The organism is Streptomyces sp. RLA012, from assembly GCF_056270325.1.
This window is the reverse complement of the sequence record NZ_JBWDPA010000002.1, coordinates 2,351,998-2,373,959: the sequence shown is the minus strand read 5'-3', so window position 1 is coordinate 2,373,959 and position 21,962 is coordinate 2,351,998. Positions and strand designations below refer to the sequence as shown.

21 protein-coding genes are annotated in these 21,962 nt (G+C 69.3%); 11 read left to right on the top strand and 10 right to left on the bottom strand.

Annotated features, from left to right (window positions below; genetic code table 11):
• The first annotated feature begins 407 nt into the window (after positions 1–407).
• Together RV986_RS11165 and RV986_RS11160 are read left to right on the top strand one after the other, a co-directional pair.
• Positions 408–2,372, top strand: a complete 1,965-nt coding sequence (locus RV986_RS11165) for a serine/threonine-protein kinase (protein ID WP_475917239.1) — start codon at positions 408–410, stop codon at positions 2,370–2,372.
• Positions 2,373–2,733: 361 nt separating this feature from the next.
• On the top strand, positions 2,734–4,674 hold the full coding sequence (locus RV986_RS11160) for an FHA domain-containing protein (protein WP_475917238.1): 1,941 nt from the start codon (positions 2,734–2,736) through the stop codon (positions 4,672–4,674).
• 382 nt (positions 4,675–5,056) lie between these two features.
• On the opposite strand, the gene RV986_RS11155 is transcribed toward RV986_RS11160, so the two are convergent.
• From RV986_RS11155 to RV986_RS11135, 5 genes are all read right to left on the bottom strand, one after another.
• Positions 5,057–5,491 (bottom strand): SPDY domain-containing protein, encoded by a 435-nt coding sequence (locus tag RV986_RS11155; protein ID WP_475917237.1) that lies wholly within the window; start codon positions 5,489–5,491, stop codon positions 5,057–5,059.
• A 490-nt stretch (positions 5,492–5,981) separates the two neighbouring features.
• Positions 5,982–6,329 carry a VOC family protein gene (locus RV986_RS11150; protein WP_475917236.1) on the bottom strand — a complete coding sequence of 116 codons (348 nt, stop codon included), beginning with the start codon at positions 6,327–6,329 and terminating at the stop codon, positions 5,982–5,984.
• Between the two features lie 15 nt (positions 6,330–6,344).
• Positions 6,345–7,430 carry an alkene reductase gene (locus RV986_RS11145; protein WP_475917235.1) on the bottom strand — a complete coding sequence of 362 codons (1,086 nt, stop codon included), beginning with the start codon at positions 7,428–7,430 and terminating at the stop codon, positions 6,345–6,347.
• 63 nt (positions 7,431–7,493) lie between these two features.
• Complete coding sequence (locus RV986_RS11140) at positions 7,494–8,096, bottom strand: NADPH-dependent F420 reductase (protein WP_475917234.1); 603 nt, start codon at positions 8,094–8,096, stop codon at positions 7,494–7,496.
• Between the two features lie 20 nt (positions 8,097–8,116).
• Positions 8,117–9,124 carry a zinc-binding dehydrogenase gene (locus RV986_RS11135; protein ID WP_475917233.1) on the bottom strand — a complete coding sequence of 336 codons (1,008 nt, stop codon included), beginning with the start codon at positions 9,122–9,124 and terminating at the stop codon, positions 8,117–8,119.
• 107 nt (positions 9,125–9,231) lie between these two features.
• Between RV986_RS11135 and RV986_RS11130 the strand changes: the two genes are divergently transcribed.
• From RV986_RS11130 to RV986_RS11100, 7 genes are all read left to right on the top strand, one after another.
• The gene (locus tag RV986_RS11130) at positions 9,232–9,840 is read left to right on the top strand and encodes a TetR family transcriptional regulator (RefSeq protein WP_475917232.1); all 609 of its coding nucleotides are present in this window, start codon (positions 9,232–9,234) and stop codon (positions 9,838–9,840) included.
• Between the two features lie 460 nt (positions 9,841–10,300).
• Positions 10,301–11,461 (top strand): hypothetical protein, encoded by a 1,161-nt coding sequence (locus RV986_RS11125; RefSeq protein ID WP_475917231.1) that lies wholly within the window; start codon positions 10,301–10,303, stop codon positions 11,459–11,461.
• A gap of 163 nt (positions 11,462–11,624) precedes the next feature.
• Complete coding sequence (locus RV986_RS11120; RefSeq protein WP_475917230.1) at positions 11,625–11,795, top strand: hypothetical protein; 171 nt, start codon at positions 11,625–11,627, stop codon at positions 11,793–11,795.
• Positions 11,795–12,121, top strand: a complete 327-nt coding sequence (locus tag RV986_RS11115; protein ID WP_475917229.1) for a helix-turn-helix domain-containing protein — start codon at positions 11,795–11,797, stop codon at positions 12,119–12,121. The genes RV986_RS11120 and RV986_RS11115 overlap by 1 nt, the downstream gene beginning before the upstream one ends.
• Positions 12,122–12,864: 743 nt before the next feature.
• Complete coding sequence (locus RV986_RS11110; RefSeq protein ID WP_475917228.1) at positions 12,865–13,752, top strand: tyrosine-type recombinase/integrase; 888 nt, start codon at positions 12,865–12,867, stop codon at positions 13,750–13,752.
• 79 nt (positions 13,753–13,831) lie between these two features.
• Positions 13,832–14,746 (top strand): HipA family kinase, encoded by a 915-nt coding sequence (locus tag RV986_RS11105; RefSeq protein WP_475917227.1) that lies wholly within the window; start codon positions 13,832–13,834, stop codon positions 14,744–14,746.
• Positions 14,747–14,751: 5 nt separating this feature from the next.
• The gene (locus RV986_RS11100) at positions 14,752–15,063 is read left to right on the top strand and encodes an Rdx family protein (RefSeq protein WP_475917226.1); all 312 of its coding nucleotides are present in this window, start codon (positions 14,752–14,754) and stop codon (positions 15,061–15,063) included.
• 37 nt (positions 15,064–15,100) lie between these two features.
• Here RV986_RS11100 and aceB read toward each other — a convergent pair whose 3' ends face one another.
• Positions 15,101–16,726: a malate synthase A gene (aceB, locus tag RV986_RS11095; protein WP_475917225.1), complete on the bottom strand. Its 1,626-nt coding sequence runs from the start codon at positions 16,724–16,726 to the stop codon at positions 15,101–15,103.
• 187 nt (positions 16,727–16,913) lie between these two features.
• Complete coding sequence (locus RV986_RS11090) at positions 16,914–17,513, bottom strand: nucleotidyltransferase family protein (RefSeq protein WP_475917224.1); 600 nt, start codon at positions 17,511–17,513, stop codon at positions 16,914–16,916.
• 191 nt (positions 17,514–17,704) lie between these two features.
• On the opposite strand from RV986_RS11090, the gene RV986_RS11085 reads away from it, so the two are divergent.
• Positions 17,705–18,019: a DUF5955 family protein gene (locus RV986_RS11085; RefSeq protein ID WP_475917223.1), complete on the top strand. Its 315-nt coding sequence runs from the start codon at positions 17,705–17,707 to the stop codon at positions 18,017–18,019.
• Between the two features lie 61 nt (positions 18,020–18,080).
• On the opposite strand, the gene RV986_RS11080 is transcribed toward RV986_RS11085, so the two are convergent.
• From RV986_RS11080 to RV986_RS11070, 3 genes are all read right to left on the bottom strand, one after another.
• Entirely contained in the window at positions 18,081–18,554 is a 474-nt protein-coding gene (locus tag RV986_RS11080; protein WP_475917222.1) for a hypothetical protein, read from the bottom strand.
• Positions 18,555–19,379, bottom strand: a complete 825-nt coding sequence (locus tag RV986_RS11075) for an aminotransferase class I/II-fold pyridoxal phosphate-dependent enzyme (RefSeq protein WP_475917221.1) — start codon at positions 19,377–19,379, stop codon at positions 18,555–18,557.
• A 134-nt stretch (positions 19,380–19,513) separates the two neighbouring features.
• Positions 19,514–20,317: an IclR family transcriptional regulator gene (locus tag RV986_RS11070; RefSeq protein WP_475917220.1), complete on the bottom strand. Its 804-nt coding sequence runs from the start codon at positions 20,315–20,317 to the stop codon at positions 19,514–19,516.
• 297 nt (positions 20,318–20,614) lie between these two features.
• On the opposite strand from RV986_RS11070, the gene allB reads away from it, so the two are divergent.
• Positions 20,615–21,937, top strand: a complete 1,323-nt coding sequence (gene allB / locus RV986_RS11065; protein WP_475924248.1) for an allantoinase AllB — start codon at positions 20,615–20,617, stop codon at positions 21,935–21,937.
• Positions 21,938–21,962: the final 25 nt, after the last annotated feature.

Here is a 21,962-nt window from a genome sequence, read left to right as displayed (position 1 = left end):
CCTCGCTCAACTCCCGTGCCGACCCCTGGATCTGGGGCAGACCCCCACCACCGACCCGCCGACCACGGAACCGATGGTGCGAGCAGAGCGCTCCTTGCAACGGGGTCGCCGCCATCGGCACGCCGACAGGGCGAGGAGAACAACGGGTGGACGACAAACGGGTGGGCGACAGGTGAAAGTGATGATTGATCGATCTGGCTCGGGCGGCGCCGCGCACACGTCGGCGCCTGCCTCCGGTAAACGACGGTACGATCATCGTCGGATTAGTCCGCTGGGTCGACGCGGGTTCCTCCGCTGTGGGGTCACTCCGTCCGTGCCCTGCTTTCCGGGCAGGCCAGGTGCATGGGCCAAGAGCGATGTCCGCGCTCTGACGAGCAGCTTGTGTATGGAAAGGGAGAATCGCTCCGATGGCCAATGAGGACGCCGTGTCCGAAGAGTCGGGCAGCGAGCGTGTGATTGCCAGCCGTTACCGTCTGCTGTCGCCCCTCGGCGCGGGCGGCATGGGCACCGTGTGGCGCGCCTACGACAAGGTGTTGCACCGCGAGGTTGCCATCAAGGAGGTCCGGGCGCCTGCCGGACTGGCGGCGCCCGACATCGAGCGGATGTACACGCGGCTGGAGCGTGAGGCGTGGGCTGCGGCCCGGGTGGCGCACCCGAACGTGGTGACCGTCTACGACGTGGCCATGGAGGAGGGCCGCCCGTGGATCGTCATGGAGTTGGTCCGCGGCCAGTCGCTGGCCGACCTGCTCAAGTCCGAGGGCCGGCTCTCCCCGCAGCGTGCCGCGTCCATCGGCCTTGAGGTGCTCGCCGCGCTCCACGCCGCCCACGAGACCGGCGTGCTGCACCGCGACGTGAAACCGGCCAATGTGCTGATAGCCAAGGACGGCCGGGTGGTGCTCACCGATTTCGGCATCGCCATGATCGAGGGCGATTCCGCCCTCACCATGACCGGTGAAGTCGTCGGATCGCCCGAGTTCCTCGCTCCGGAGCGGGCGTTGGGCCAGCGGTCCGGGCCCGCGTCGGACCTGTGGTCGCTCGGCGTGCTGCTGTACGCGGCCGTCGAGGCGCGCTCCCCGTTCCGCCAGAACACCCCGCTCAGCACCCTGCGGGCCATCGTGGACGCGGAGTTGCCGCCCGTTCGCCGGGCCGGCGCCCTCACCCCGGTCATCGAGGGACTGCTGCACAAGGATCCGGACCAACGCCTCACCGCCGAACAGGCGCAACAGGACCTGCGGCTCGTCCGCCAGGGCGGCACCCCCGACACGGGCGTCGCGCAGCCGTCTTCTGACTCCCCGACCGTTTCGGCACAGCCCACGACGCGCACGTCTCCCGCGGATCCTCGGGTGCAGCTGACGGTCACGCATTCGTTGGCGAAGGAGGCGGACGCGGATTCTTTGACGCTGGCGGTGGACGCGGATCCTGGGGTGCAGCCCACGGTTACGCATTCGTTGGCGAAGGAGGCGGACGCGGATTCTTTGACGCTGGCGGTGGACGCGGATCCTGGGGTGCAGCCCACGGTTACGCATTCGTTGGCGAAGGAGGCGGACGCGGATTCTTTGACGCTGGCGGTGGACGCGGATCCTGGGGTGCAGCCCACGGTCACGCATTCGTTGGCGAAGGAGGCGGACGCGGATTCTTTGACGCTGGCGGTGGACGCGGATCCTGCGGTGCAGCCCACCGTCACGCATTTCTCGGCGCCGGCGGCGGACGTAGGTCCCTCGGCGCAGCCGCCGGTCGCGGACCCCGCAGTGCCGGATCCGGTCGCCGCGGGAACACCCGCCTCTTCCGTCCCCCCGGTTTCCGCTCGGCGCAGCCGGAGCAGCATCGCCTTCGTCGCCGCGGGCGTGACCCTGTGCGTTCTGGCGCTGGCCGGGGTGGGCTATGCGCTCATGAATGACGGAGACGGAAACAAAGATCGGCAGAGCGCCGGCAACGCCACCACAAGCGCGGGTTCGGCCTCGAAGAACGCCGCGGGCGCCACCGCTGCGAGCACCGAGAACGACGGGCAAGAGGCCTCCGCCACCCTGGGGGTGAAGGTGACGGTGACGGGTTCGCACACGACGTACTCGGGACAGTGCCCGCCGCCGAGCGCGCAGGCGCCCACCTTCACGGCCACGTTCTCGGTGGACCGGCTCCCGGCCCAATTCTCCTACCGGTGGGTGTCCAAGGACGGCTCGGTGACCGATCCGCACTGGAGGACGCTGGTGTTCTCGGACGACGGAGGGCTCAACAAGCAGGACACGGTGAGCTTGACCACGTGGGCGGAAGCCGGAAAGCTCGAGAGCGAAATCGGCGTGGAGCTCAAAGAACCCTTGCAGGGCAAGTCCAACATGGTGCCTCTGTCGCTGACTTGCGAGGCCGGAACGAGCTGAAGCACGTCGTCCGGGCACCGACCGACGGCTCGGACCGCGTTGCCGAGGTCGCAACGGGCCGCCGCGGTAAGGGTTTCACCACTCTTCGCCGCATGTCGAGTGCGTGGATCGGGGCGGTTCTCGGTCCCGGCCGCGCGGCACCGTGCGCCGCGCGTCCCGGCCGTCCCGTGCCCGGAGTTCTCTCAAGCACGGCGAGAAGTCCAGGTCGCGGGCCCGCAACGCGGAACGGGACGAATTTGTCGCAGAGGTTGAACTAAACCAGGCCACGTTCACGTTTGAGTGAAAGCTCCGGCTCCGTGCCGGGTCAGCCGCAGCACGCGGCCTCTCTTTCGCAGTTGGATGTCGTTCATAAGGAGTATGAGTGCCATCGGTCATCTTGGGGCAAACGGGCCCCTTCACTGGTCAAAGCGTGGTCCTGAGCGCTGCTCCACTGACCTTCGGTCGCAAGAGCGACAACGACGTCGTGATCGTCAGCGCCAACGCCTCCCGTCTGCACGCCGAAATCATTGAGGAGGACGCCGGCTTCGTGGTCTACGACCGCAACAGCCGCAACGGTACCTTCGTCAACGACCAGCGCATCACACGGCATGCACTGCGCTCCGGCGACCTGATCCGGATCGGTGAGGAGACCTTCCTCTTCGAGTCGCAGGACGCCATGGAGACGATGATGGATCTCTCCCACCTCGACGCACCCCGGGTGAGCGCCTCCACGGACCCCGGCATTCTCAGGGTCACCATCACCGGCGGTGGCCCGGTGGGCCTCGCCTTCGCGCTGACGCTGGAGAACATGCTGCGCGGGCGGGTCTTCATCACGGTCTACGAAGGGCGGTGGACCAAGAAGGGCTCCACCGTCGTCTGGAAGGACGAGACCCAGGGAAACGTCCGTCGCCAACAGGTCGTGACCATCCAGAGCCGGCAGTACCTCGCTCTGCCCGAGGAGATACGGTCGGCGCTGTTCGACGACGCGGGCGACTATTCGGAAATGTGGCCTGTCGGACCGGACTCCGTGGAAGGCCTGCCTCCCCGCAACATCCGGATCGCCTACGTCGAGGACCGCCTGCTGGAACTGGCGAACAAGAGCGCCGCGATCCGGCTGGTGGCGGAGCGGTTCGACGTGTCGGAGCATCAGGGCCGGCTCTCGCAGGAACACGTCCTGGCGATCTGCGAGGGCGGACGGTCCCGCACGCGGGAGCACTACGGTGACCGCTTCGGCGCGGCCGACGCCTCGATCTACTCCCTTGACGGCGACCACCTGCAGGACGTGGTGCTGGGGCTCCGGGTGAAGTCCCCGCTCTCGGACCAGATGAGCGTCCTGCTGACCGTGTCGCAGAACAGGTTTCTGCTCAACTCGCTGCGCGGCGAAGGCTTCCTGAACATGCGGCTCACCCGCGAGGAGGCCCGAGACGTGATCGGCATCGACCCGGTCCGTCAGGTCTTCGAGGAGTGCATCGCGGCTCGCCCCTGCGTCATGAGCCGCGAAGAGGACCACGAGTTCCGCTGTCCCACGCACGGAACCCTCTTCCTGCCCGCCCTGCTGCGCAGTTCGCCCTTGTGGAAGCGGATCCGCGAGGGACTGAAGCTGTTCGGCGTGCCCGAGAACGACCTCACCGCGATCACGTCGTTCCGACTGGACATGGTGCAGCGCCCGCGGTTCACGGCGCAGCTGAGCCGCCCGACCTCGACGGGCCCCGGCACGTACGGCTTCCTGCTGGGCGACGCGGCCAACGCCATCCACTTCTGGCCGGGTCGCGGTCTCAACAGCGGTCTCGCCTCCGCCACTTCGCTCGCTCGCTCCCTCAGCCGCGCATGGCAGGGAAAGCCGCTGCGCGACGCCGACTTCATCCGGCACGAGGCGGCCATGTCCATGCTTCAGTACCGGCACAAGAGCCGGGCCTGGAACGCCATGGTCACCACCGACGAACAGGGCGTCACCCGCGCGATCAAGGACATCATCGCCCTCAGCATGGAACCGGCCCCCGGCGACGGCTCCGAGCCCGAGCACGCGTCCCTCGACGCCTTGCTGGAGCGCATGAGCGCGATACGCGAGCGCCTGGCACCCCGTCTCCCCGGTATGCCCACGGACGAGGAACTGCGCGACCACCTCTTGACGCTGGACCCGGCTACGCTCCGCACGCTCCAGGAAAGCGGCGCGTGGGACACCCTGATCGTCGGCGGCGAGGAGGCCGACATCGACCTCTTCTACCAGTCGGACTCACCGGTCTACGTCCCGCGCCCCGTCGACCCGCGGAACGACCTGGCGGCCCTCGTGCCGCAGGATTCCGTGCCCTCCAACCCGGCCTGAGGCCGGGCGGGCCCGCATCGAGTACGAAGGCAGTACGGCGCCTGCGCCCCTGTCCCGATCCTCCGCGGCGAGGAGAACACGGCTCCTCTTCTTCCCGAAGAAGAGGGCAGCCGTGTTCTCCTCGCCAGTTGTCACCCACGGTTACTATGCTCACTTCATGCCGGAGGCCGGAAGCAACCGGAGGTAGCCGGAGGTAGCCGGAAGTAAGGGGTGCACCGCCATGTCTGGGGTGGTCACGGATTATAAGGTCAAGAAGATGTATGGCCTGAGAAAATGCTGAACAAGGTTACTGCAACCCGCTATATCGCACCCCTGCGCGGGATCGCCGGTTTGGCTAACCGGTGATCCCACGCTATGTTGCCCCGCTCTTGCGTGCTGATGATCAGCGTGTACGGCTGGCCGCGGGGGTGGCCGGCGGGCTGGTGACGAGGCTCGTGCTGCGTTCGGGGCCCGCGGTCTGTGGGCGGCGAATGCCGGTTTCGTGGGCGAGGGTCTCGGAGAGACCGGCCAGCAGCGAACTCGGGGTGTGCGCGGACACGGTGACGGTCCAGGTGGGCCGGTCTGGGCCGGGACCGGTCCAGACGGTCCCGGTGGCCAGGTTCTGGCTCGGGTGCTGGGCGGTGAAGACATCGAACTGGACGCTTGCGTCCCCGGTGAGGGATGTCCAGCGGATCCATCGACCGTCGACGGTGTGCTTCCATCCGGCTTCGGAGAGGGGCTGCGTGGCCGCGGTGACCGTCTTCTCGTCCACCGGGGCGCCGATGGCCGCGTCCCAGCCGTCGCCGTCGGCGAGGTGATTCAGCAGCTCCTCCAACACTGGGGCGGGGGTGGCGCCGGTCGCGGTGAGGACCCCACATGCGGTCGGAGACGGACGTCTCGTAGGCGGCCACGGTCCACGCGGTCTTGTAGGCCGGGGTTTCGTGGACACGCTCGATGCGCAGGGTCTGGGACTCGTGGATGGCGTGCGTCGTCTCGTCCGACCAGGTCCGTTCCCTGTCAAGTTCTGCGTGGTGAACTGCCGTTCGCCTGTGCCAGTGGCCCAAGGTCCAGCTCCTCCCCTCCTGTCCACGGTCGCGCAGAGCTACTTGAGAAGCTGAAGATGCGGTCTACTGCAGCTGGCGAAGGCGAGCGAGGATGTACAGCCGCGACGGCGTCGCCAGCGCCTGGAGCGATGGCGCTTCGCGGCGGCTTCGGGAGTACCAGCCGGAGCAACGAGTTCTTCCCATCCGTGGGTGTTGTCAGTGCTCGTGGGGCCGGCCCGGTGCCGGCCCTCACCAGCATTGGAGTTGTGCTGCGGCGCTCGGGGCTCAGGCGCGGGGCTGCATGTACTCGAAGACAGAGCCGTCCGGGTGGCGGGCGACGATCCTGGTGCCGTTGGGTACTTCGTTGGGTGCTTCGAGGATCTCGGCGCCGGCCTTGCCGAGGGTGTCGAGAACGGGGGTCAGGGATTCGACGATGACGGTCGCGTTCTGCGAGACGTACTTCTCCAGCGGGCCGGAGTAGAGCAGGAAGGGTCCTACCAGTGCCACCTCCAGTTCGCGGTAGGGGAAGCGGCGGACTTCCGCGTCCCCGGCCAGGTCCTGGTAGAGAGGGATTGCGTCTTCGAGGTTCTCTACTTCGACGTTTGCGATCATTGCTCGGATGTTGCTGCTCACGGGGATCTTCCTGGCTCAGTTGGCGGTGAAGGCGGGGTAGTCGGTGTAGCCCTCGGTGTGACCGGCGTAGTAGGTGTCCCGGTCGCCGTCAGCCAGCGGGTGGCCCTGCGCGAAGCGCTCGACCAGGTCGGGGTTGGCGATGAAGGGGGCGCCGAAGGAGACCGCGTTGACGATCCCGTGGTCGAGGATCTCGTTGCCGAGGGCCTGGGTGAAGCCGAGGTTGGCGACGATGTTGCCCTGGTAGTGGGCGCGGTAGCGGGAGAAGAGGGCGATGCGCTCCTCGATGGTGCCGGGGGTGCCCAGGAGGTGCAGGTAGGCCAGGTTGCTGTCGTTGAGCTTCTTGAGCAGCTGGTCGTAGTCGGCGAGTGTCTCCTCATCCGCGGTGAACGCGGTTCCGCTGGTCCAGCCCGGGGACATTTTCACGCTGATGCGGTCGCTGCCCCACGCGTCACTGACGGCGTCGAGGATGTCGAGGAGGAACTGGGCCCGCTTCTCGCTGCTGCCTCCGTAGGCGTCGGTGCGCTGGTTGAGACGGGGGTTGAGGAACTGCGGGATCAAGTGGGATCCCTGGGCGTGGAGTTCCACGCCGTCGAAGCCGGCGCGGCGGGCGTTCTCGGCCGCATGGCGGTAGTCGGCGATGGTGTCGGCGATCTCAGCGGCGGTGTAGGCGCGCGGGGTGAGGGTGTCCTTCGGGCCGGAGGGGGTGAAGGACTTCTCGCCGGGGTTGATGGCCGAGGGTCCGGCGGGCAGGCGGCCGCCGAGGTGGTCGGGGTGGGAGGCCGCGCCGACGTGGCCGAACTGGGAGACGATCCGCCCGCCCGCCTCGTGGACGGCTTCGGTGACCTTCACCCAGCCGGCGGTCTGCGTGTCGGTGTAGATGCCGGGGACGTTGATGAAGCCGATCGCGCCGGGGCTGACCCAAGTTCCCTCGGTGACGATCAGGCCGGCGCCGGCGCGCTGCGCGTAGTAGGTCGCGTGCAGGTCGGTGGGGGCCAGCTCGGCGTTCTGAGCGCGGGCGCGGGTCATGGGGGCCATGACGACGCTGTTGGGGAGCTCCAGCGCGCCGAGGCGGACGGGCTGCAGCAGGGGCTGGGTGGTCATGAGCAACTTCCTTGTGCCGAGGGGCGGATGAGGAGGAGAGCGAGGAATGGGCGAGGGCCCGGCTCAGTCCTGTTTGAGGGCGTGGAGGCCGGAGAGTGGGCCGTCGAGCTGCATGAGGCGTCCGCCCTCGCGCAAGGAGCCGAGGTCGACGGGGGCGAAGCCGAAGGCGGCGGTGAGGTCCTTGACGGTCGTCTTGGCGTCGGCGTCGTCACCGGCGAGGAACAGCACCTGGCGTCCGGCCTGGTGGCGCGGGTCGGCGGCGATGTACTGGCCGTAGAGGGTGTTGAACGCCTTGACGACGCGGGCTCCGGGCAGCAGTGAGGCGACGTATTCGCTGCCGGTCAGCTCGCCCAGGTCGGCGATCTTCGTGTGCGGGGGCGGGGAGGCGAACTGGTTGGTGGCGTCGATGACGATGCGCCCGTCGAAGGGTGGCAGGCCGGCTACCGCGTCCGGGATCTGGGGCCAGCCGACCGCGAGCACGACGAGTTCCGCCGCGGCGGCTTCCTCTGGGGTGCCGGCGTGGGCGAGCGGTCCGAGTTCGTCGGCGAGCCCGGCCAGGGAGGCGGGGCCGTGGCTGTTGCTCAGTACGACCTGGTGGCCGTGGGCCACGGCGTGGCGGGCGATGGCCTGGGCGACGGTTCCGGCGCCGAGGGTTCCGATCTTCATGGCAGTGCCCTTCGTGGGGTTCAGGATGCGGGGCTGGTGAGCAGGACGGTTCCGCTCTTGCCGGGGCGGCGGACATGGTCGATGGCCTTCGCGAAGTCGGCGAGGTCGTAGCTGGCTGCGACCTCGAAGAGTTCCGGGGCGGTCGCGGCCAGACGGGCGGCGAAGGCGACGTCCTCGGCCCGTTCCTCAGGCGTGCGGGTCATCCACTGGCCGATGGACGCGCCCCGCACGGTCAGGGCCCGCGGGGTCAGCGCGAGCGACTCCAGCGGCGTGCTGCCGGAGCCGAGCTGTCCGTAGGTGATCAGCGTGCCGCCGTCGGCGAGCAGCCCGGCCAGCTCACCGGTCAGGGATCCGCCCACCGCGTCCAGTACGACCTGGGCACCCCGGCCGCCGGTCGCGTCCTGGACCTGAGTGCGCCAGTCCGCGTCGGCCGTCGAGATGGTCGGCAGTCCGGGGAAGCGCTGCCGCAAGGTCTGCGCCCCCGTGGCGCTGCGTACCAGATTGACCAGCGGGATGCCGTGCTTGAGCGCTGCGGCGCTGACCAGTTTTCCCACCGACGAACCGGCGGCCGTCTGCACCACCGCACCTGCCTGGCTGTGCTGGGCGTCCTCGACCGCCCGCAGCAAGGTGAGCAGGGTGAGCGGGTTGACCAGCATCAAGGCCGCGGTCTCGTCGCTGAGGCCCTCGGGCACCGGCACCACCAGATCGGTCGGCGCCGTGACGAGTTCGCTCCACGCGGCCGGCACCGGGAAGAACGCCACCCGCTGACCGGGCCGCAGATCCTGCACGCCCTCGCCGACGGTCTCGATGACGCCCATTCCCTCCACGCCGGGAATCCGTGGCGTGGCGAACCGCTGCCGCGGCCCACCCGGAAGGCCCTCCACTCCCGCCAGGTCGCCGGGGTGGATCGGCCGGGACAGCACCCGCACCTGCACCTGCCCGGCCGCGGGCGCAGCAGGGGCCGGCTGCTCGCTCAGGCGTAGTACCTGCCCGGCTTCTCCGTGCTGGTCGTAGGCGATGGCGCGCATGACGCTCCCCTTCCACGAACTATTGATGATGGGCATCATTGGAACTCCTGTTATGATGAGAGGCATCATCAAAAAGGTCAAATCGAGAGCGACGCGAGAGGACGGCCATGCCGCGGATCACCAAGGAGGACAAGGCCCGCAACCGGCAGAACATCCTCGAAGCGGCGGGCCGCATGTTTCGCTCGCAGGGCATCGACGCGGTCGGCATCGCCGAGCTGATGAAGGAAGCCGGACTCACCCACGGCGGCTTCTACAACCACTTCGCCTCCAAGAACGACCTGGCCGTGGAGGTGTGCGGCGCCTCCTTCGCCGCCTCGCTCGGGGGCCTGGCCCGGACGATCGAGGACGGTCCGGGCCAGGGCGGCTCTCCGCTGGAGCGGGTCGTGGCCGGGTACCTGTCCACCGCGCACCGTGACGCCCCGGACGGCGGCTGCCCCTCCGCCTCCCTGGTCACCGACGCCGGACGGCACAGCGAAGCCGTGCAGAGCGCGTACGCCGAAGGCGTCGAGGGTTATCTCACCGGCTTCGCCGCCGAGTTCCTGCGCGACGCCGAGGACAAGGGCCACGAGCTCGACCCGGGCGAGGCCCGCCACAGGGCCATCCGCCTGCTCAGCGAAATGGTCGGCGCGCTGATGCTCGCCCGCGCCGTAAGCCACGTCGAGCCCGAGCTCTCCGACGAGATCCTGCAGACCGGCCGAAGCCGCGCCCTCGACTGATGCGACTCAGGCCCGCTGCGGGACGTGGAGCTGAGGCGTTCGCGATAGACGGCCCGGCCCCGACGGGCGCAGGAATGGACACGCTCCCTACAAGGCTGTTCGGCCTGACCTGGTTGAGGGCTCTGCTCCTCCGCGCCGTCTTCGTCGAGCTTGATCGCGTCCGGGGCACGCACCGGACGTAGGCCCTCGCACGGAACGGAGGCGTTGAAGCTGTAGCGGCCCAGGACGTTGAAGGTTCTTGCCAACGGCTGTACCGATGTTCCTACCGACGCCAATTGCATCGGATGCGAATAGGCGACACCCATCCTGGAGGTTGGCCTGTGACCGTCTGGAAGCAGTCCCACCAGGGACGCTGACCTCGGAACCACGGTAGCGGCCTCTTCGGCGAACACCAACTCTCCAGCGCACTGGGCGAACAACGAGCAGACAGAATCACGGGAGACCAAGCGAGGGGAAGAGGATGAGTACTGTCGACGAGCAGGACCGGCTACTGCGTGAGCCGAGACGCGCTCTCGAACGAGCCCGGCGGGACCCGGCGACGTGGACCGACCTCGCGTTTCGCGCCCAGGACACCGACGAAGGCCGCGTGACCGACTGCAATAGGGCCACCCGCTTCGGGGTTCTGTGGGCACTGCAGTACGACCGCCGCTCCCAGGACCTACCGCTCTTGCGCTTTCTCCTCCAACAGCAGACCACTTACTACCGGGAGGCCGTCTCCTGGGGCCTGGCCCCCGACCTGACACTGGCGGGTTTCCTGGTCGCCGAGCACAGGCAGGTGGAGGATCTGTGGCTGCACTGGGATGCCAAGAACATCAGCTTCGATACCGCCCTGGGCTACCACCTCTATCACCTCCTCACCGGAGGCGTCGCCGCCACCATAGAAACGGTGCGAGCCGGCTCCCACCCTGACCGCGACCGCATCCTGGGCGACATCACTTCAGCCCGCCATACCGACGCTGCTGTCGAGGAGTGGCTGGATCAGCAACGCGCACGATTCCCTGCCGGGCCGGCCGACGAGGCATTGAAGGCGTGGGCCCACCACGCCGCCCGTCTCGGCGAGCGTGAGGCATCCCGCCTGTTCATGACCGAGTGGGCAGCCGGCGAGCCTCGAACCGACAGCGTGCTCAACACACTCCAGTTCCACCTCGCCCATCTCGGCTACGTTGACGAGGCCGTGGCCGTGCAGAAGGAAGCCATCGCGATCTGCGACAACTCGCCAGGATCAAGTCACATGGCCAGCAAGCTGCTGGGCTTGGTCAGGCTGGAGCGGCAGGCCGGACACTTCACAGAGGCGCGGCAATCCCTGCAGGCTGCCGGACAATCCCTCTCGGCACTCCAGGACTGGCCCTGGATGGGCATGTGGCAGTCGTTCGTCAAGGAGCACTTTCTCCTCGTTCTGGTCGCACCCGACGGGCACATGGGTCGGCTATTGCTGAACGAGGCTGACCAGTACCTACGAGACGCTCCTCAGAAATGGCTGAGCGGAGTACTGGACTCAGCGATCGCGGCAGCAGAACACCTCAACGACGAGGACATGCTCGGCCGATACCAGGCTCTGAGTGACCTCGCTCATCGCCAGCACGAGCAACCGCGGTCACCGGGATCGGCGGGGACCGTATGAAATCCCGGGCCAGGTCCGCGAGACGAAGGCGCCCCGTCGCGTCACCAGGACCCGGCGGACAAGACCGTCTCATCACAGTAACGATCAATCAAGGAGCGGGAGGACAACGATCATCGAGCAGTGCTCCTCGAGCACGTCGTCCTCCACGCAAAGGTCCAGCTCAATGGCTCAGGGAAAGACCAAGCTCAAGATAATCCAGCAACAGGTCGGCCACGACCACGCGTCCACCACCGCGATCTACACCTGTGTTTCCTCCGACTTCCGCACCCGCTCCCTGCGTCGTGTCCTGGACGCCACCATCGATGCCGCTCTGCGGCCGGGAAGAACCTCCTGATGCCACGCCAGATCAGCTACCGGTGGCGCCTGCGCGAGCTGATGGCCGCCCGAGGTATGTTCACCGTCGCCGAGCTCATGCCACACCTGACCGAACGCAGCATCACGCTGTCCTCCTCCCAGGTTCACCGTCTGGTCTCCGGAACCCCGGAACGGCTGTCCCTGCCGGTGCTGGCCACCCTCTGCGACATCCTCGACTGCACGCCCACCGATCTGATCGCCACCTCGGCCCAGAACCTCCCGGCCCGCCGCGTGACCGACGAGGAAGCACCGATCAACCTGGCCGCCCGGCGACCCACACGGGTCCGGCTGACGCCCGAGGGGTGAGCGGTGACGCCGGAGGAGTACGAGCGGTGGATGATCCGCGACTGCGCACGCTGCGGCCGTCGGGCCTCGAAGTCCGCCGAGTGGTCTGACGGTCCGATCTGCCGGACCTGCTACGAACGCGCGATGCGCGTCCACGGCCGCTGCCCCTGTTGCGACACCGACCGACTGCTACCCGGACGGGACACCGACGGCGCACCGACCTGCCGCGACTGCGCGGGCATCGCCCGCGACTTCTTCTGCGATCGCTGCGGCTTCGAAGGGCTCCTGCTTGGTGGGCGCCTCTGCGAACGGTGCACCCTCGCCGACACGCTCGTCCGCCTCCTCGACGACGGCACCGGCCGTGTCGCCCCGGAGTTCCTGCCGTTGATCAAGGTCCTGCTGGAGATGGACCGGCCTAAGAGCCGGGGTAACCGGGAAACGAGAGCGAACCGCCCGCTACGGCAAGGGGAAGCGATACAAGGTCGCCGGCATACCCGGGGTCCGGGACCGATCCTTCGACACCCTGGAGGACGCCAAGGCGTGGCTTCGTCGGGCAGCCACGGACGAGGAGCGGGGCGAGTTCGTGGACCCGCGCGACGGATCCATCACGCCGGCCGACTACATCGCGATGCACTGGGCGCCGGGCAGAGGCGGTGTTCCGAAGACCCAGGACAACCAGGAGCGGAGGGCGCCGCCTTCACATCATTCCGCACCTGGGGCAACTCCCCCTCAGGAACATCACGGCGGCGGATCTGCGAGCGTACATGGCCAAGTTGGAGTCAACCGTCTCCTCGGTCGACTACCAGCGCGGCACCCTGTCCGAACTCTCCTCAATTCTGGAGGCGGCCCTTGATGACAAGCGGCTCGCCGGGAACCCCATGCACGCGAAGTCCGTGCGGTGGCCCAAGGCGCCACAGGAGCGACGCGACGCTTGGCCGTTGGCGACGGCGATGCGAGTCCGCGACGTCATCAACCCGCGCAATCGGATAACCGTCGTCCTCGGTCTGGGATGCGGGCTTCGTCAGGGCGAGGTGTTCGGATTGAGCCCGGAGGACGTCGACTACGCGAGAGGAGTGATTCATGTCCGCCGCCAAGTCCAGGCGATCAAGGGGAGGCTGTACTTCGCCCTGCCGAAGGGGAAGAAGACCCGTGTCGTCGACATGCCCTCCTCGGTGGCCGAGGAGCTGAAGCGCCATGTCGAGGCGTTTCCGCCGGTGAAGGTAGAGCTCCCGTGGGGAAGGCCGGAGGCGGAGGGGCAGCGAAAGAAGTTCGCTCTGCTGCTCACTACACGATTCGGCAACGCCATTGCGGTGAACACGTGGAACACCTACACCTGGAAGCCCGCGTTGGCCAAGGCAGGAATCATCCCGCCGCGCGCCGAGGGGGCGAAGAACTGGCAGTGGGAGGCGGCGCCGAAGGACGGCTTCCACGTGCTGCGGCATACCTACGCCTCCATCATGCTGGAGGCGGGAGAGTCCGTAGTGACCGTGGCGCGGTGGCTCGGGCACTCCTCGCCAGCGATCACCCTCGGTTACTATGCTCACTTCATGCCGGAGGCCGGAAGCAAGGGCCGGACGGCCATTGACGGACTGTTGGGGAGGCAGGGGGATCTGCATGCCAGTGGAAACTCCCCAGATTCTCCCCAGGGCTGATGATGGATACTTCTCGCTGTTGCGCACGCCTGAGGTTGGGCGTGGATTGTAAGGCTAAAGAGACGAATGGCCTGAGAAAATGCTGAGAGAGGTCACTGCAACCCGCTACATCGCACCCCTGCGGGCCGGTGGTTCCGTGCCCGGAGTCGTCGAGGCCGATGACCTGGGGACGTACGTCGTGAAGTTCACGGGCTCCGCGCAGGGCCGCAAGGCGCTGGTCGCCGAGGTGATCGTCGGCGAGCTGGCGCGCGCCCTCGGGCTGCGGTTCCCCGAGCTGGTCCTCGTGCACTTCGACCCGGCGGTCGCCGCGCACGAGCCCCACCAGGAGGTCCAGGACCTGCTGCGCTCCAGCGCGGGCCTCAACCTCGGCATGGACTATCTGCCGGGCGCGAAGGACTTCACCCCGGAGATCGCCAAGACGTTCCCCGTCGACCCGCTGGAGGCGGGCAAGGTCATCTGGCTGGACGCCCTCACGGTCAACGTGGACCGCACGATGCACAGCTCGAACCTGATGGTCTGGCCGACGTTCGGCATCGCGCCCCCGCGGCTGTGGCTGATCGACCACGGCGCCGCCCTCGTCTTCCACCACCGCTGGGACGCGTCGGCACCGGAGAAGGCGTACGACTTCCGCAGTCACGCCCTCGGCGGCTACGCCCCGGACACCCGCGCGGCCGACGCCGAGCTCGCGCCCAAGGTGACGGAGGAGCTGCTGCGCGAGGTCACCGCCGAGGTGCCGGACGCCTGGCTCACGGAGGAGCCCGGCTTCGCTGCCCCGGACGAGGCGCGCGAGGCGTACGTCCGCTACCTCCTCGCCCGCGTGAAGGCGTCCGCGGACTGGCTCCCCACGGACTTCCCGAGCCGCGAACAGCTCGCCGCCGAGGACGCGGACCGCGCGGCGAAGACCCGGCAGGGCCGCCCGAACTGGCTCAAACGGGTCCCGGACCTGCACGGCAAACCGGCGGCGGAACAGGATTGGTCGGTGCACCTCGGATGACCACGATGCCTTTTGAGACCGGTGACGAGAAGGACGAGAACACCCACCGCGTCCAGATCGAGTACTGCACCCAGTGCCGCTGGCTGCCCCGCGCGGCCTGGCTGGCTCAGGAGCTGCTCACCACGTTCGAGACCGAGCTGACGGAGCTCGCGCTCAAGCCCGGCACCGGCGGCGTCTTCGTCGTCCGGGTGAACGACGAGGTCGTCTGGGACCGCCGCGAGCAGGGCTTCCCCGAGCCCACGGCGGTCAAGCGCCTCGTACGCGACCGAGTGGCCCCGGAGAAGTCCCTGGGCCACTCGGACAAGACGACGGACTGAGCGACGGACTGAGCGACGGACTCAGCGACGGACTGGGTCAGCCCGCGAGCTGCTCGTACGCGGGCAGGGTGAGGAAGTCCGCGTAGTCCTCGTCCAGCGCCACCTTCAGCAGCAGGTCGTGCGCCCGCTGCCAGTTGCCCGCCGCGAAGGCGTCCTCGCCGATCTCGGCGCGGATGTTCGCCAGCTCCTCGGCGGCGATCCTGCGGGCCAGCTCGGGGGTGGCCGTCTCGCCGTTCTCGAACACGACCCCCGCGTTGATCCACTGCCAGATCTGCGAGCGCGAGATCTCCGCCGTCGCCGCGTCCTCCATGAGGTTGAAGATGGCGACCGCGCCGAGGCCGCGCAGCCAGGCCTCGATGTACCGGATGCCGACCTGGACGGCGTTGACCAGACCGGCGTACGTCGGCCTGGCGTCCAGCGAGTCGACGGCGATCAGGTCGCCGGCCGCGACCGACACGTCCTCGCGCAGCCGGTCCTTCTGGTTCGGCCGGTCGCCGAGGACGGCGTCGAAGGAGGCCATCGCGATCGGGACCAGGTCCGGGTGGGCCACCCACGACCCGTCGAAACCGTCGCCCGCCTCGCGGTCCTTGTCGGCCTTGACCTTCTCGAACGCGACCTTGTTGACCTCCTCGTCGCGCCGGGACGGGATGAACGCGGCCATGCCGCCGATCGCGTGCGCGCCGCGCCGGTGGCAGGTGCGCACGAGGAGTTCGGTGTACGCGCGCATGAACGGGGCCGTCATCGTCACCGCGTTGCGGTCCGGCAGCACGAACTTCTGGCCGCCGTCACGGAAGTTCTTGACGATGGAGAAGAGGTAGTCCCAGCGGCCCGCGTTCAACCCCGAGGCGTGGTCGCGGAGTTCGTAGAGGATCTCCTCCATCTCGTACGCCGCCGTGATCGTCTCGATCAGGACGGTCGCGCGGACCGTGCCCTGCGGGATGCCGACGTAGTCCTGCGCGAACACGAAGACGTCGTTCCAGAGGCGGGCCTCCAGGTGCGACTCCGTCTTCGGGAGGTAGAAGTACGGGCCCTTGCCGAGGTCGAGCAGCCGCCGCGCGTTGTGGAAGAAGTACAGGCCGAAGTCGACGAGCGCGCCGGGGACGGGCGTGCCGTCCGCGTCGACGAGGTGCCGCTCGTTCAGGTGCCAGCCGCGCGGCCGCATGACGACGGTCGCGAGCTCGTCGTCCGCCTTCAGGGCGTACGACTTGCCGGACGCCGGGTCGGTGAAGTCGATGCGGCGGGTGTACGCGTCGATCAGGTTGAGCTGACCGGTGACCACGTTCTCCCAGGTGGGCGCGGAGGCGTCCTCGAAGTCCGCGAGCCAGATCTTCGCGCCCGAGTTGAGGGCGTTGATGGTCATCTTGCGGTCGGTGGGGCCGGTGATCTCGACGCGGCGGTCGTTCAGGGCGGCCGGAGCGGGAGCCACCTTCCAGGAGTCGTCCGCGCGGACGGCGGCGGTCTCCGGAAGGAAGTCGAGCGTGGAGGTGCGGGCGATCTCGGCGCGGCGCTCCGCACGGCGGGCGAGGAGCTCGTCACGCCGGGGCGTGAACAGCCGGTGCAGCTCGGCCACGAAGGCGAGGGCCGCGTCGGTGAGGACCTCTTCCTGCCGGGGCAGGGGCTCGGCGTCGACGATGGCCAGCGGGGACGGCGCTGGTGCGGACATGAACGGTCACTTCCTTCAGCGAACGTGGCACCGGGTGCCATACGACCCGGGTGGGGCGGTCAGCGCCTACCGGGCAACCGGGCGCTTCTGAGCAGTGGATACTAGTTTCCTCATGGTGGAAGTTCAATGATCTGTTGATGTCGAGATTCTCCGGGCCGAGGCAGGGTGGCGCCCAGTGCCACGCCGTTCACTCGAGGTGTCCCAGATCGTCCTCCGTGTCGATGTCGTACGGCTCCGCCACGTCACCGCACTCGACGAGCGTGATCGCGGCCTCGTGCTCCTTCAGATAGGCACGTGCCCCCCGGTCGCCGGTCGCAGTCGCCGCGATGGCGGTCCAGTGGGCGGCGCCGAAGAGGACGGGATGGCCGCGCACGCCGTCGTACGCGGCCGAGACCAGCGAGGTGTCGTCCTGGTACGCGGCGCGCACCCGGGCGACCGCCCGGGGCCCGATGCCGGGCTGGTCGACCAGCGAGACCAGCGCCGCCCGCGCGCCCGTGCCGGCGAGCGAGCCGAGCCCGGCCCGCAGCGACGAGCCCATGCCGCACTCCCACTCCGGGTTCTCCACGAGCACACACCCGTCGAGCCGCGCCCGCTCCCGTACGGCGTCGGCCCGCGCCCCCAGCACCACATGGACCCGCGTGCACCCGGCCGCGCGCAGCACCCCGACCGCGTGCTCCACGAGCGGCCGCCCCCGGTGTTCGAGCAGCGCCTTGGGCCGCCCGCCGAGCCGTCGGCCCCCGCCCGCCGCGAGGAGCAGCCCGGCGACCTGGTCTTCCCTGTGCGTCATACGTCCTGCATACCTGACCCGGCGTCGGTCGCACGGTTTTTCGGGGGGCTGAATTTCGGTCCGCGCTGTGGCGCCACCGCACCGGGTGGCGTTTACTGACCCGCGTCCCTCGGCGCCCGACCATCGCCACGGGAAGGGGATCGGCGGGTGAAGAACGGTGGTCGCACAACGATGTGCGAGGGGGGAGAGCTGTGTTGCGGAGCTTGGGGCAGAGGCCAGTGACCGGCAGCGACGAGGACCCGAGGGTGGCGGAACTGCGGACGGCCGTGTCCCGGCTGCGCCGTGAACTCGCCGCGCACCCGGCCGAGTTCCCCGACCGGGACATCGCCGAGGACGAGCTTGCCGCCCTCGCCGCGATGGCCGTCAGCGGCATCCCCGAGATACCGCGGCTGCGCCGCTCCCTGCTGCTGATCGCGGGCTCGATCGGCTCGGTCAGCGCACTGGCGAGGCGTCTGGCGGACGTACGCAGTGCGGTGGAGACGTTCGGCGAACCGCCCCGGCGGTAGTGCCCTGGCTGTGGCTGTGGCTGTGGCTGTGGCTGTGGCGGGCCCGGCCCGGGTGGGTGGCTCAGGCGATCCAGTGCGGGCGTCCCGCGTCCGCACCGGCCGTGGTGAGCCCGCCGTCCAGGGCGGTCGCGATCCGGCGTACGGCCTCTTCGAGCACCTCGGCCGACAGGGTGTAGGGGAAACGCAGACGGTGTTCATGGGTGCCGGGGTCGGCGCCGAAGCGGGCGCCGCCCTCGACGCGTACGCCCTGGTCGAGGGCCGCACGGGCCAGCGGTGAGGCGATCGGACGCCCCAGGTCGATCCACAGGGACAGCCCGTCGGGCGGCAACTGCCAAAGCCGGTCCGGGAGATGACGGGCCGGCGACTCGGCGAGCGCGTCCCGCCGGGCGCGCAGCCGCGGCAGCCGCTCGCGCAGCACCTCCTCCGTGCGCGCCGGCAGTCCGAGCCCGACCAACTGGTCCACGACCGAACCGCCCTTGTCCGCGGGCACCCGCGCGGTCGCGAGCTCCGTGATCAGCCGGGAGCCCGCCCGCACTCATCCGACGCGCAGCCCACCCCAGTGCGTCTTGCTCAACGACCCCACGGCCACGACCTGTTCGCCCATCCCGCGCGGCGCGAGCGAGGCGAACGGCGCGGCCCCGGGCACATCCAGCGCGATGTCCGTCAGCGTCTCGTCGATCACCAGCCAGGTGCCGGTCGCGCGCGCCGACTCCAGTACGGCCAGGCGCTGTTCGGGCGGCATCGGATGCCCCGTCGGATGGTGGAAGTCGGGGATCAGATACGCGAGCCGGGGCGCCGCCTGCCGCAGTGCGCGGTCGATCAGCCCCGGGTCCCAGCCGTCCGCCGCGACAGGCACGGGAGTGGTACGCCGTCCGACGCGGCGCATCGCGTCGAGCGCGTTCGGATACGACGGGTTCTCGACCAGGATCCGGTCACCGGGCCGTCCGAGCAGCCCGAGCGTCAGCGAGAGGGACTGCTGCGCCCCGCCCGTGATGAGGATCTGGTCCGGCAGCGTGGGCAGCCCGCGCCGGGTGAACCGCTCGGCGACGACGGCCCTCAACTCCGGTATCCCGTAGGGGCGAAAGCCGGGCGTCGAGGCCCGCCGGGCCAGCAGGACGCCCGCCTCCGCGAAGGCCTCCGCGAGCTCCGCCTCGGGCCCGCCGGGCGACGCGATGGCCAGGTCGATCACCCCGTCGTCGGCCGGGAAGGATGCCACATTGGCCGGGCTGACCCCGAGCGCCGAGGCCGGCTCACGCTCGGCGGGCAGCCGGACGTGCAGGGCGATCCGGCCGTCGAGGAGCAGCTTGCGTACACCGTCGGCCGGCGCGCGACACCCGGGACGGCCGTCGGAGTGGGGCACGGGAGAGCAAGGGGAAATCACCCCACCCCGGTGGCTGCGGAGGCCGACCCCCGCAATGTCCTGGGGCGGGCGCTCCGCCGCCCGGTGGCCCGTAGGGTCGCGGTCCTACGCCGGGTGCCGGCGCACGCCCGGGGTCAGGCTGCCGGGCCCGAGCTCGCCAGCGCCTGCGACAGTTCCGCGGCGACCTGCTGCAGTACGGGCACGATCTTCTCCGTGGCCGCGTCGGTGACACGGCCCGCGGGGCCGGAGATCGAGATGGCGGCGGAGGTGGGGGAGTCGGGAACGGAGACGGCGAGGCAGCGGACGCCGATCTCCTGCTCGTTGTCGTCGACCGCGTAGCCGAGCCGGCGCACCTCCTCCAGCGCGGTGAGGAAGCCGTCCGGCGTGGTGATCGTCTTCTCCGTCGCGGCGGGCATGCCGGTACGGGCGAGCAGCGCGCGCACCTCGTCCGCCGGGGTGTTCGCCAGCAGGGCCTTGCCCACGCCCGTGGAGTGCGGCAGCACCCGTCGGCCGACCTCGGTGAACATGCGCATCGAGTGCTTGGAGGGCACCTGTGCCACGTACACGATCTCGTCCCCGTCGAGCAGCGCCATGTTGGCGGTCTCGCCGGTCTCCTCGACCAGGCGCGCGAGATAGGGGCGGGCCCAGGTGCCGAGCAACCGGGACGCGGACTCGCCGAGACGGATCAGCCGGGGGCCGAGCGCGTACCGGCGGTTCGTCTGCTGACGGACATAGCCGCAGACCACCAGCGTGCGCATGAGCCGGTGGATGGTGGGCAGCGGAAGCCCGCTGCTCGCGGAGAGCTCACTCAGGCCGACCTCCCCGCCGGCGTCCGCCATGCGTTCGAGCAGATCGAAGGCGCGCTCCAAGGACTGGACACCACCGCTCGCGGCGGGTGACTTGGCGGCGTCGGTGGTGCTGGCGCTGGACGTCGGCACGGCACGGTCCTTTCAGGCTGACAGGCAGTGATGCAGCCTACCGGGCTGTTGATTCACTCCTTTGTGGTGCATGAATAAGTTCTGTCCAGTGGAATATTAATTCCATTGCGTGGAAATATCCAGAGGGGTGGGCGCGGAGGGAAAGTGGAGGGGTGGGCCCTTGACGGCGCGAGGGCTGGAGTGAAGACTCCTTCAACAGAACGTTGAATTCCGTTACGTGGAAGTTAACAGCGGCAGCGGGAGCCGACGGCGGCGGAGAGAGGGGTCCGGGTGTCCGGCATCGAACGGGTCGAACTGATGCTGCGCTCGACGCGTGTCATCACTCCCGAAGGGACACGCGCCGCCTCGGTCGCGGTCGCCGCGGGAAAGATCGCGGCCGTACTGGCGTACGACGCCGAGGTGCCCTCCGGGGCCCGTCTGGAGGACTTCGGCGACGACGTCCTGCTGCCCGGCCTCGTCGACACCCATGTGCACGTCAACGACCCCGGCCGCACGGAGTGGGAGGGCTTCTGGACCGCGACCCGCGCCGCCGCGGCGGGCGGCATCACCACGCTCGTCGACATGCCGCTCAACTCCCTGCCGCCCACGACGACGGTCGACCACCTCCGTACGAAACGGGAGGTCGCCCGCTCCAAGGCACACATCGACGTCGGCTTCTGGGGCGGCGCCCTGCCCGACAACGTCAAGGACCTGCGCCCGCTGCACGACGCGGGAGTCTTCGGCTTCAAGGCCTTCCTGTCGCCCTCCGGCGTGGACGAGTTCCCGGAGCTGGACCAGGAGCAACTGGCCCGGTCCCTCGCCGAGATCGCGGGATTCGACGGCCTGCTCATCGTGCACGCCGAGGACCCGCACCACCTGGCCGCCGCCCCGCACAAGGGCGGCCGGAAGTACGCCGACTTCCTCGCCTCGCGTCCGCGCCACGCCGAGGACACGGCCATCGCCCACCTCGTCGCCCAGGCCGAACGCCTCGACGCGCGCGTGCACGTGCTGCACCTGTCGTCCTCCGACGCGCTGCCCCTGATCGCCGAGGCGAAGCGGAAGGGCGTCCGCATCACGGTGGAGACCTGCCCCCACTACCTGACCCTGACGGCCGAGGAGGTGCCGGACGGGGCGAGCGAGTTCAAGTGCTGCCCGCCGATCCGCGAGGCCGCCAACCAGGACCTGCTGTGGCAGGCGCTGGCGGACGGCACGATCGACTGCGTCGTCACGGACCACTCGCCGTCCACGGCCGATCTGAAGACGGACGACTTCGCGACCGCCTGGGGCGGAATCTCCGGCCTCCAGCTGAGCCTGTCGGCGGTCTGGACGGAGGCCCGCAAGCGCGGTCACGGCCTGGAGGACGTGGTCCGCTGGATGTCCTCCCGTACGGCGCGGCTGGTCGGTCTCGACGGCCGCAAGGGTGCCATCGAGGCGGGCCACGACGCCGACTTCGCCGTCCTCGCGCCCGACGAGACGTTCACCGTGGACCCCGCCGCGCTGCAGCACCGCAACCGCGTCACGGCGTACGCGGGCAGGACACTCAGCGGGGTCGTGAAGTCCACCTGGCTGCGCGGCGAGCGCATCGTGGCCGGGGGAGAGTTCGGCGACCCGAGGGGCGAACTCCTCACCCGCCATCCGTAACCGCCCCGCCATCCGTAACCGCCCC

Bases quoted from the DNA above. Each gene is read 5' to 3' on its own strand.
- RV986_RS11110 (WP_475917228.1), top strand. From the start codon at position 12,865: ATGGCCAAGTTGGAGTCAACCGTCTCCTCGGTCGACTACCAGCGCGGC.
- RV986_RS11125 (WP_475917231.1), top strand. From the start codon at position 10,301: ATGAGTACTGTCGACGAGCAGGACCGGCTACTGCGTGAGCCGAGACGC.
- aceB (WP_475917225.1), bottom strand. From the start codon at position 16,726: ATGTCCGCACCAGCGCCGTCCCCGCTGGCCATCGTCGACGCCGAGCCC.
- RV986_RS11090 (WP_475917224.1), bottom strand. From the start codon at position 17,513: ATGACGCACAGGGAAGACCAGGTCGCCGGGCTGCTCCTCGCGGCGGGC.
- RV986_RS11100 (WP_475917226.1), top strand. From the start codon at position 14,752: ATGCCTTTTGAGACCGGTGACGAGAAGGACGAGAACACCCACCGCGTC.
- RV986_RS11130 (WP_475917232.1), top strand. From the start codon at position 9,232: ATGCCGCGGATCACCAAGGAGGACAAGGCCCGCAACCGGCAGAACATC.
- RV986_RS11165 (WP_475917239.1), top strand. From the start codon at position 408: ATGGCCAATGAGGACGCCGTGTCCGAAGAGTCGGGCAGCGAGCGTGTG.
- RV986_RS11140 (WP_475917234.1), bottom strand. From the start codon at position 8,096: ATGAAGATCGGAACCCTCGGCGCCGGAACCGTCGCCCAGGCCATCGCC.
- allB (WP_475924248.1), top strand. From the start codon at position 20,615: ATGCTGCGCTCGACGCGTGTCATCACTCCCGAAGGGACACGCGCCGCC.
- RV986_RS11115 (WP_475917229.1), top strand. From the start codon at position 11,795: ATGCCACGCCAGATCAGCTACCGGTGGCGCCTGCGCGAGCTGATGGCC.
- RV986_RS11120 (WP_475917230.1), top strand. From the start codon at position 11,625: ATGGCTCAGGGAAAGACCAAGCTCAAGATAATCCAGCAACAGGTCGGC.
- RV986_RS11105 (WP_475917227.1), top strand. From the start codon at position 13,832: ATGCTGAGAGAGGTCACTGCAACCCGCTACATCGCACCCCTGCGGGCC.
- RV986_RS11145 (WP_475917235.1), bottom strand. From the start codon at position 7,430: ATGACCACCCAGCCCCTGCTGCAGCCCGTCCGCCTCGGCGCGCTGGAG.
- RV986_RS11135 (WP_475917233.1), bottom strand. From the start codon at position 9,124: ATGCGCGCCATCGCCTACGACCAGCACGGAGAAGCCGGGCAGGTACTA.